Here is an 8,386-nt window from a genome sequence, read left to right as displayed (position 1 = left end):
CGAACCGTCGTTGTTGACCTTGAGCAGGATCTTCTCGAACTGCTCGGCGGTTTGCAGGCGGGTCTTGCCGATGATGGTGGCGTTCAGCTGGGTGCCCGGCATGGCCGGCAGGCCGCCGAGCTGGCCGGAGGACACCTGCACGTTCTGCGCGGCCACGGCGGTCTTGACGTCGACCGGGGTCAGCTGGAATTTGTTCAGCTTGGCCGGGTCGAGCCAGATACGCATGGCGTACTGTGCGCCGAACACCTGGAAGTCACCCACACCCGCTGTACGCGAGATCGGGTCCTGCATGTTGGAGACGATGTAGTTGGCCAAGTCATCCTTGGTCATGCTGCCGTCTTCGGACACCAGGCCGATCACCAGCAGGAAGTTCTTCACAGCCTTGGTGACGCGGATACCTTGCTGTTGCACTTCTTGTGGCAGCAGTGGGGTGGCCAGGTTCAGCTTGTTCTGTACCTGAACCTGGGCGGTGTCAGGGTTGGTGCCCTGTTCGAAGGTGGCGGTAATGGTCATGCTGCCGTCGGAGTTACTTTCCGACGACACATAACGCAGGTTGTCGATACCGTTGAGCTGCTGCTCGATCACCTGCACTACGGTGTCCTGCACGGTTTGCGCCGAGGCGCCCGGGTAGGTCACGGCGATGGCGATGGCCGGCGGTGCGATGCTGGGGTACTGGTTGATCGGCAACTTCAGGATCGACAAGGCCCCGACCAGCATGATCACCAAGGCGATCACCCAGGCGAAGATCGGGCGATCGATAAAGAACTTCGACATGGTTTACTCCGCTTTGGCGTCTGCTTTTGCCGCGTTGGCCTGATCAGGGCTGGCCGGCTTCTGGACGTTGGTGGCTTCGCTGACCTTCACCTCGACACCTGGGCGCACGTACTGCAGCCCTTCGGTAATCAGGCGGTCACCTGGGTTGAGGCCTTCTTCGATCAGCCAGTCGCTGCCCAGGGTACGGTTGGCCTTCAACTGACGCAGTTCGACCTTGTTTTCCTGGTTGACCACCAGTGCGGTCGGCGCGCCTTTCAGGTCGCGGGTCACGCCTTGTTGCGGCGCCAGAATGGCGTTGGCGTTGACCCCGGCCTTCAGCCGCGCATGCACGAACATGCCTGGCAGCAGGGTGTGGTCAGGGTTGGGGAACAGGGCGCGCAGGGTGACCGAACCGGTGGTTTCGTCGACCGCGACTTCGGAGAACTCCAGGCGACCTTCCTGCTTGAACAGGCTGCCGTCTTCCAGCACCAGCTGAACCGAGGCGGCGTTGTCGCCGGCCTTCTGCAACTGGCCGCTCTCCAGGTCACGGCGCAGCTTGAGCAGCTCGGCGGTGGACTGGGTAACGTCGACGTAGATCGGGTCGAGTTGCTGGATGGTGGCCATGGCGTTGGTCTGGCCGTTGCTCACCAGTGCACCTTCGGTGAACGAAGAACGACCGATACGGCCGCTGATCGGTGCCAGAACCTTGGTGTAGCGCAGGTCGATCTGGGCGCTCTTGAGCGAAGCCTCGGCCTGCAATCGTTTGGCATTGGCGTCGTCGTATTCCTGTTTGGAGACGGCTTGCTCGTCAATCAGCTGCTTGTAGCGCTCGGCCAGCGAGCGGGTAGCCTGCAGGTTGGCCTGGGCATTGGCCAGGGTGGCTTCGTACACGGCAGGGTCGATCTGGTACAGCTGCTGGCCTTCCTTGACGTCGCTGCCTTCCTTGAACAGGCGCTTGAGGATGATGCCGTTGACCTGCGGGCGCACCTCGGCGACGCGGTAGGCAGTGGTACGCCCCGGCAATTCCGAGGTCAGGGTGAAGGCTTGGGGCTGGATGGTCACGACGCCGACCTGAGGAGCCTGCGCCGCTGGCGCTGCTTCTTCTTTCTTGCAGCCACTGAGCAGGGTTGCCAGGGCGACGGCGGAAACCAGAGCGGTAACGGCTGGCTTGAATTGCATGAGGATCCTCGGGTCGCAGGAGCAGGGAGACGCTCAAGAGTAATGGAAGAGACTTGATCTGGAAAAATTGCTATCCGGTGGATAAATAGCTTGCTAAGGAATATACTTACATTCATGGTTGTTTGTAAATACCGCTGGGTTGTACTTGGGTACTGCCACAGCCCTTGATTAGCTCATCCGTGAGGCCCCCTGCAGAGGTGCCACCGGAGCGTTCCCCGCACGCGCTGCGCGTTCGGGCCAGATGAGGTTGTACTGCCATGGTCCGTCGAACCAAAGAAGAAGCCCAGGAAACCCGCGCCCAGATCATCGAGGCGGCGGAAAAGGCCTTCTACAAGCGCGGGGTTGCGCGAACCACACTGGCTGACATCGCCGAACTCGCGGGTGTGACGCGCGGGGCTATCTACTGGCACTTCAACAACAAGGCCGAGTTGGTGCAGGCGTTGCTCGACAGCCTGCACGAGACCCATGACCATTTGGCGCGGGCGAGCGAAAGCGAGGACGAACTCGACCCGCTTGGCTGCATGCGCAAGCTGCTGTTGCAAGTGTTCAACGAGCTGGTGCTCGATGCCCGAACCCGGCGTATCAATGAAATCCTGCATCACAAGTGCGAGTTCACCGATGACATGTGTGAAATTCGCCAGCAGCGCCAGGGTGCGGTGCTGGATTGCCACAAGGGCATCACCCTGGCGTTGGCCAATGCCGTACGCCGGGGCCAGTTGCCTGGCGAGCTGGATGTCGAGCGCGCGGCGGTGGCCATGTTCGCCTATGTCGATGGCCTGATCGGGCGCTGGCTGCTGCTGCCTGACAGTGTCGATCTGTTGGGTGATGTCGAAAAATGGGTCGACACCGGGCTGGATATGCTGCGCTTGAGCCCGGCGTTGCGCAAATGACACTTTGTTAAGGATTGTGAGGGAGTGTTTCCCCTTTGTGTTAAGAGGGGATTAACAGCGTGGCCGCCTTGCAGCCCCTGGGATATTAGTACCCGCGCAGTTGTCTGTCAGGCAACGCCAATGCGGCAAAAAGCCCCAGTACCGCAATCAGCGCGCTGCCCATCAGCAACTGCCGGAATGTCTCCAGCAAGCGTCCCTGTGTCACCAGGTCCACTTCACCGGCCTTCAGGCTCCCCAGCAACGGGTTACCCAGCAATTCGAAACCACCTTGGTGCAGCAGTGCCAGCAACAGGCTGGACATGCACGCCACGCCCATGGCCCCGCCCAGCGAGCGGAACAGGTTGGTGGTGCTGGTGGCCACGCCAATGTCCTTGCTGGCCACCGCGCTTTGCGTGCCCACCAGCGAGGTCGGAAACTGCAGCCCGCAAGCAATGCCGGTCAGCAGCATGAACAGTGCACTGAGCAACGTTGACTGCGGCGGCGTCAGTGCCATGGCGAAAATGGCCACTGGCATCAGCAGCGCACCGGCCAGGATCTGCGGCTTGTAGCGCCCGGTCCGGCTGGTCATGCGCCCGCCTGTAAAGGCCCCCATGGGCAACCCCATGGCCAGTGGCAGCAGGTGCAGGGCAGCGCTGTCGGCGCCGGCGCCAGTGATGCCCTGGTAGCGCAAGGGCATGAGCATGGTCAGGGAAATCGACTGGAAGCTGGCGAAGAAGATCACCCCCCAGCAAAGTACCGCCACCCGGTTGCCGAACAGCCCGAGCGGCAGCAGCGGCTCTGGGCAGCGGCGTTCGTGGGCGATGAACAACGCCAGGCCGAGTAGGGCGCAGGCGAACAGCGCCAGCACGGCCGGGTCGGCCCAGGCGTGGCCCTGGCCGACCAAGGTGATCCCCAGCAGCAGGCTGCCAAGGCCGAGGATCAACAGCACGGCGCCAAGGTAGTCGACCTGGGCCTCGCGACGCTGCACCGGCATGCCGGCGAGGGCGCGGCGTATGGCCCACAAGGCGACCAGCCCCAGCGGCAGGTTGATCCAGAATACCCAGCGCCACGACAAGTACTCGGTCAGCCAGCCGCCCAGCACTGGCCCGGCGACGCTGGCCACGGCGTACATGCTGCTGAAATAGCCCTGGTAGCGGCCGCGTTCACGCGGCGGTACGAAGTCGCCGATGATCGCCTGGCTCACCGAGACCATACCGCCCGCGCCAATGCCCTGGAGTACCCGGGCCAGCACCAACTGCTGCATGTCCTGGGCCATGGCACAGGCAATCGAGGCCAGGGTGAACAAGCTGATCCCGGTGAGGATCATCCGGCGCCGGCCGTAAAGGTCGCCCAGCTTGCCGTAGATTGGTACGGCCACGGTCATTGCCACCATGTACCCGGAGATCACCCAGGCCAGCAGGCCGACGTCGTTGAACTGGGCCGAGATGGCCGGCAGCGAGACGGCGACGATGGTCTGGTCCAGTGCGCCGAGGAAGATGGCCAGCATCAGGGCGGTGAGCACGTTGCGCAGGGTGGTGGGGGGCAGGGCAGCAGTCACGGGAATACCTTGTCTTGTCTATGCAAGCCTCTTTGTGGGCAAGCCCACTCCCATAGAGGCCCACGAATTGTAACCTGAGTTAGGTAGCTTCCTATGTACTATCTGCATCCCCTATGCCGAATCGGCATTGGCGCATTCATCCAGTGCTGCATGGCCGCGTGATATCGTTGGTATGCCACAGGGGCTGAAATCCGGGGCTTGCACCAGGTTGGTGCAACATTCTGCCGCAGGTTTTTCAGGCCGCTGTCTCCCACACCTTTTATTCCTCTGCCTGCATGTCGAGCATGACCGCCCAGATGGCGACGGTTGGAACAGGTCAGGTAGACCCGATTACAGGGGTCGGTAGTTACCGTTCAAATTTCAACTTAATTGCGGAGTGATCATGCCCAAGGCTTCCCATCAAGATCTGCGTTTTGCCTTCCGCGAGCTGCTCGCTTCAGGTTCCTGTTTCCACACGGCATCGGTGTTCGACCCGATGTCGGCACGCATTGCCGCAGACCTGGGCTTCGAGGTCGGTATCCTCGGTGGTTCCGTTGCATCCTTGCAGGTGCTGGCCGCACCGGACTTCGCCCTGATCACCCTCAGCGAGTTCGTCGAGCAGGCCACCCGTATCGGTCGGGTCGCGCAACTGCCGGTGCTGGCCGACGCTGACCACGGCTATGGCAATGCGCTGAACGTGATGCGCACGGTGATCGAACTGGAGCGCGCCGGTGTGGCCGCACTGACCATCGAAGACACGCTGCTGCCAGCGCAGTTCGGGCGCAAGTCCACCGACCTGATCCCGGTCGAAGAGGGCGTTGGCAAGATCCGTGCGGCCCTGGAGGCGCGGGTCGATTCGTCGCTGTCGATCATTGCCCGTACCAACGCTGGGGTACTCAGCACCGAAGAAATCATTGTGCGTACCCAGAGCTACCAGAAGGCCGGTGCCGATGCTATCTGCATGGTGGGGGTTAAGGACTTCGAACAGCTCGAGCAGATTGCCGAGCACTTGACTGTGCCGCTGATGCTGGTCACCTATGGCAACCCGAACCTGCGCGACGACGAGCGCCTGGCGCGCTTGGGCGTGCGCATTGTGGTCGATGGTCACGCGGCCTACTTTGCCGCGATCAAGGCCACCTACGATTGCTTGCGGCTGCAGCGTGGCCAGCAGAACAAGTCGGAAAACCTCAGTGCCACCGAACTCTCGCACACCTACACCCAGCCTGAAGATTACATCCGCTGGGCCAAGGAATACATGAGCGTCGAAGAGTGACCGGCAGGGCGCCGTCGACTCAACGGACGGCGCTCAAGGTTGCGGTGTGGGGCACGCAATGTGCCCGCTCGCAGCTGTTGGCGGCGCTAGGCTGGCTGCGCAGCAGCTCGACGCGCCAGCAGGCCGAGCCATACAGCCCTGCGACTGCGGTCAGGGCCATGACAACGGCGACTCTTCTTGATTTGATACCCATGGTGCTCACCTCCCATTACAGCGATAGGGGTGTACAGCATTAGTATAGATCCTGGTCCCACTCCGGCTCGTCCTTGAACCGCAGCACTAGAAAATCCAGCATGCTCCGCAAGGTTGCCGGCATGTGTTTGCGCGACGTGTACACCGCATTCAGGTTCAATTCACGCGGCCTCGCCTCGGGCAGCAGGCGCATCAGTTCGCCTCGGCGCAGGGCCTCGGCTGCCTGATAGGTCGGCAGCATGGCGATACCCGCGCCAGCCAGTGCTGCCTTCTGCAGGGTCATCGCCTCGTTGGCGCTGATGTTCCCCGCCACCGGCACGGCGACGTGCTGCCCGGCCACCTCGAAATGCCACAGGCTGTGGCCGAAGTAGGCGTGGGTCAGGCAGTTGTGTCGGCTCAGTTCCTCGACCCGTTGTGGCGTGCCGTGCTCGTGCAGGTAGGCCGGTGCCGCGCACACCACCGAGCGGCACACGCTCAGGCGCCGGGCGATCAGGTTGGGGTCCAGGTCGTTGCTGGTACGAATGGCCAGGTCGATGCGCTCGTCCACCAGGTTGACGGTGCGGTCGAGCATTTGCAGTTCCACCTTCACTCCAGGGTAACGCTGCACGTAGGCTGCTACGGCGTCTACCAACTGTGCTTGGCCGAATGAGGTACTGACGCTGATACGCAGTGCACCCTTTGGTGCGTCTTCCGGCTGCTGCACGGCGGCCTGCAGGTCGCCGGCCAGTTCCAGCAGTTGCCGGCAGCGGGGCAGGGTTTCCTGGCCGGCGGCCGTGAGGCTGAGCTTGCGCGTGGTGCGCTGCATCAGCCGCGCGCCAACCCAGTCCTCCAGCTCGGCCAGATAGCGCGACACTACCGGTCGCGACAATTGCAGATGATCCGCTGCCGCCGACTGGCTGCCCAGGTCGACGACGGTTACGAATACGCGCATGGCGTTCAGACGGTCCATGATTTGCCCGATTTCAGAAACAAACTATGTTCGAGCATCGCATTTTTTGTGATGGATTGGGCAACTAAGCTGTTGGGCATTGTTCAGCTGAAGGCGTTGCTCATGTCCCTGTTCTCTCCTTTGCGTGGCCTGCTGCTGGCCTGCGTTACCCTGGCCGGCCCGGTGCTGGCTACCGAGCCCTTGCAGCTGGAGGTCTACAACCCCGGGCACGAAGCGATATTCCCGGTCAGCTCGGTGATCGTCAGTGGTCAACATGACGCCGTGCTGGTCGATGCCCAGTTCGGCAAAGCCCAGGCCGAGCAGTTGGTGCAGCGCTTGCGAGCCGGTGGCAAGCACCTGACCAGCATCTACATCAGCCATGGCGACCCGGATTACTATTTCGGCCTGGATACCCTGACCCAGGCTTTCCCCGACGCCAAGGTGCTGGCTTCGGCCGCGACCGTTGCGCATATTCGGCAGACCATGGACGCCAAGCTGGCGTACTGGGGGGCGCAGATGGGGGCGGACAAGCCCGCGCGGCTGGTGCTGCCGCAAGTGCTCGAAGGCAACCGCCTGATGCTGGAAGGGCAGGCCTTGGACGTGGTTGGCCTTGACGGCCCACAGCCAGACCGCAGCTTTGTCTGGATCCCGTCGATCAAGGCGGTGGTCGGTGGGGTAGTGGTGTCCGAGCATATTCATGTGTGGATGGCCGATACCCAAACAGCCAAGTCGCATGCCGATTGGCTCGCCACCCTGGCGCGGATCGAAGCGCTGGCGCCGCGCACAGTCGTCCCGGGCCATTATCTGGGGGACAGCAGCCGTTCATTGCAAGCTGTGCGTTTCACTGCGAACTACATTCGTGATTTCGATGCCGAAACCGTCAAAACAAAAGATGCTGGCGCCTTGATCGAGGCCATGAAGCATCGTTACCCAGGCCTGGCCGATGAAAGCTCCCTGGAGCTTGGGGCCAAGGTCGCCAAGGGCGAGATGAAGTGGTAATTCCGTTCAACTGATGGAGAGTTTCCCATGAGCAAGATTGCAATCATCGGTGCCACTGGCCGCGCTGGCAGCCAGTTGCTGGAAGAGGCCCTGCGCCGTGGCCATAGTGTGCTGGCCATTGCCCGCGACCCTTCCCGTTTGCAGGGGCGTGACGGGGTGACCGTCAAAGCGCTGGATGCCAAGGATAGCGCGGCCCTGCAAGCGGCTGTCGAGGGTGTGGACGCGGTGTTGAGCGCGGCGCATTTTTCGACCATCGAGCCGCACGCGATCATCGAGCCAGTCAAGCGCGCCGGGGTCAAGCGGTTGCTGGTGGTGGGGGGGGCCGGCAGCCTGTTGTTGCCGTCGGGGCACCGGGTGATCGACAGCCCGGACTTCCCGGAAGCCTACAAGGCCGAGGCCACTGCCGGGGTGCGTTTTCTGGAGGCGTTGCAGCGCGAGCCAAACCTGGACTGGACCTTTCTCTCGCCGTCGGCGGAGTTCGTTGAAGGTGAGCGTAGCGGGCGCTACACGTTGGGTAAGGATCACCTGCTGATCGGTGCGGACGGCAAGAGCTGGATCACCTTTGCCGATTATGCGATTGCCATGCTCGACGAGCTGGAAAAGCCTGCGCATTCACGGCAGCGCTTCACAGTCGGTTACTGAGTCGCCTGCTTCGT

The 8,386-nt window shown here is 62.3% G+C and carries 9 protein-coding genes; 4 read left to right on the top strand and 5 right to left on the bottom strand.

From position 1 onward, the window contains the following. Together APH42_RS22435 and ttgA are read right to left on the bottom strand one after the other, a co-directional pair. Positions 1–774: efflux RND transporter permease subunit (locus APH42_RS22435; protein WP_177336871.1), on the bottom strand; the 774-nt coding region annotated here is incomplete at its 3' end. Between the two features lie 3 nt (positions 775–777). Beyond that, on the bottom strand, positions 778–1,932 hold the full coding sequence (gene ttgA / locus APH42_RS22430; protein ID WP_012273977.1) for a toluene efflux RND transporter periplasmic adaptor subunit TtgA: 1,155 nt from the start codon (positions 1,930–1,932) through the stop codon (positions 778–780). 257 nt (positions 1,933–2,189) lie between these two features. Between ttgA and ttgR the strand changes: the two genes are divergently transcribed. After that, a complete protein-coding gene (gene ttgR, locus APH42_RS22425) occupies positions 2,190–2,822 on the top strand; it encodes an efflux transport transcriptional regulator TtgR (RefSeq protein ID WP_012273976.1) in 633 nt (210 codons plus the stop codon). Positions 2,823–2,907: 85 nt separating this feature from the next. Here the strand turns inward: ttgR and APH42_RS22420 are convergent, their stop codons facing one another. Next, positions 2,908–4,359: an MDR family MFS transporter gene (locus APH42_RS22420; RefSeq protein WP_060494238.1), complete on the bottom strand. Its 1,452-nt coding sequence runs from the start codon at positions 4,357–4,359 to the stop codon at positions 2,908–2,910. Positions 4,360–4,741: 382 nt separating this feature from the next. On the opposite strand from APH42_RS22420, the gene APH42_RS22415 reads away from it, so the two are divergent. Further along, positions 4,742–5,611, top strand: coding sequence for an oxaloacetate decarboxylase (locus tag APH42_RS22415; protein WP_012273974.1), 870 nt, complete (start codon positions 4,742–4,744; stop codon positions 5,609–5,611). Between the two features lie 19 nt (positions 5,612–5,630). On the opposite strand, the gene APH42_RS30215 is transcribed toward APH42_RS22415, so the two are convergent. Continuing rightward, positions 5,631–5,771, bottom strand: coding sequence for a hypothetical protein (locus APH42_RS30215; protein ID WP_012273973.1), 141 nt, complete (start codon positions 5,769–5,771; stop codon positions 5,631–5,633). Positions 5,772–5,843: 72 nt separating this feature from the next. Next, the gene (locus tag APH42_RS22410; RefSeq protein ID WP_060494237.1) at positions 5,844–6,752 is read right to left on the bottom strand and encodes a LysR family transcriptional regulator; all 909 of its coding nucleotides are present in this window, start codon (positions 6,750–6,752) and stop codon (positions 5,844–5,846) included. A 102-nt stretch (positions 6,753–6,854) separates the two neighbouring features. Here APH42_RS22410 and APH42_RS22405 point away from each other — a divergent pair, with 102 nt between their 5' ends. After that, positions 6,855–7,730, top strand: coding sequence for an MBL fold metallo-hydrolase (locus APH42_RS22405; protein WP_060494239.1), 876 nt, complete (start codon positions 6,855–6,857; stop codon positions 7,728–7,730). Positions 7,731–7,757: 27 nt separating this feature from the next. Beyond that, complete coding sequence (locus APH42_RS22400; protein WP_012273970.1) at positions 7,758–8,372, top strand: NAD(P)-dependent oxidoreductase; 615 nt, start codon at positions 7,758–7,760, stop codon at positions 8,370–8,372. The last annotated feature ends 14 nt before the right edge of the window (positions 8,373–8,386 follow it).

The organism is Pseudomonas sp. NBRC 111140 (assembly GCF_001320885.1).
Taxonomy (GTDB): Bacteria; Pseudomonadota; Gammaproteobacteria; order Pseudomonadales; family Pseudomonadaceae; genus Aquipseudomonas; species Aquipseudomonas putida_P.
This window is presented reverse-complemented; position numbering and strand designations above follow the sequence as displayed.

Excerpts from the sequence above, each read along its gene's own strand:
- ttgR (WP_012273976.1), top strand. The coding sequence starts at position 2,190 with ATGGTCCGTCGAACCAAAGAAGAAGCCCAGGAAACCCGCGCCCAGATC.
- ttgA (WP_012273977.1), bottom strand. The coding sequence starts at position 1,932 with ATGCAATTCAAGCCAGCCGTTACCGCTCTGGTTTCCGCCGTCGCCCTG.
- APH42_RS22410 (WP_060494237.1), bottom strand. The coding sequence starts at position 6,752 with ATGGACCGTCTGAACGCCATGCGCGTATTCGTAACCGTCGTCGACCTG.
- APH42_RS30215 (WP_012273973.1), bottom strand. The coding sequence starts at position 5,771 with ATGGCCCTGACCGCAGTCGCAGGGCTGTATGGCTCGGCCTGCTGGCGC.
- APH42_RS22405 (WP_060494239.1), top strand. The coding sequence starts at position 6,855 with ATGTCCCTGTTCTCTCCTTTGCGTGGCCTGCTGCTGGCCTGCGTTACC.
- APH42_RS22400 (WP_012273970.1), top strand. The coding sequence starts at position 7,758 with ATGAGCAAGATTGCAATCATCGGTGCCACTGGCCGCGCTGGCAGCCAG.
- APH42_RS22415 (WP_012273974.1), top strand. The coding sequence starts at position 4,742 with ATGCCCAAGGCTTCCCATCAAGATCTGCGTTTTGCCTTCCGCGAGCTG.